Below are 773 nucleotides of genomic sequence, written 5' to 3'. Positions count from 1 at the left end.
GGTGAGCGTGGTGGCGGAGCGGCGGTGCTCCACGTCCCCGCCCACGGCCAGGTCGAGCGAGGACGTCAGCGCGCGGCGCCATCCCGCGCGAGCGGCGACGCTCACCTGGCTCAGCCCGTACTCGCCCGACTTCTCGCGGAAGAGCTGGCCCGCGGCGTTGCTCCGCGTCTGCTCGCCGGTGAGGCCCAGGCCGTCCCAGCCCAGCGTGACGCCGACCTCGCCCTCGCCTTGCGCCACCGGGTGCGTGCCGCGCAGGTCGATGCGGTGGAAGCGCGACGCGACGGTGCCCCCGTCCGCCCGCCTCCGCAGCTCGGACGCGATGCCCACGTCGTCGGAGCTGCCCAGCGCGAACAGGCGCAGGCGGCCCTGGCCCACCTTCTGCTCGACGCGCGCCTGGTAGTCCCAGAAGCCCGCGTGCACCTCATCCACCTCCGGCAAGACCTGGGTCGCCAGCGAGATGAGCAGCGCGGAGTAGCTGAAGCGGCCCGCCAGGCTGACGCTGGTGCCGGTGGACTCGAAGGGCTGTTCAATGAAGCCGCCTGCGTTGAGCAGGTCCGCGTACGCGGTGAAGTGCAGCCGGTCCTCGCGAGGACGGCTGAGCCGCCCCTCCACCGCGCCACCCAGCACGCGGCCGTACTGCACCGGTGGCGTGCCCGGATAGAAGTCCACGGTGTCGATGAAGTCCGGGTGCACCACCGCGGGCCCGAGCAGCAGGTGGTACAGCATCGGGATGCGCACGCCGTCCAGGAAGAAGCCCGTCGCCGCGGGCTGGC

The 773-nt window shown here is 73.0% G+C and carries 1 protein-coding gene; it reads right to left on the bottom strand.

Annotated elements, in window-relative coordinates; genetic code table 11:
* A partial coding sequence (locus D7W81_RS41400) for a TonB-dependent receptor (RefSeq protein WP_497747192.1) occupies positions 1-773 on the bottom strand: 773 nt, incomplete at both ends.

The sequence above is a fragment of the Corallococcus aberystwythensis genome, assembly GCF_003612165.1.
GTDB classification, from domain to species: domain Bacteria; phylum Myxococcota; class Myxococcia; order Myxococcales; family Myxococcaceae; genus Corallococcus; species Corallococcus aberystwythensis.
Note: the sequence above shows the minus strand (reverse complement) of the source record. Positions and strands in the feature narration are given on the sequence as shown.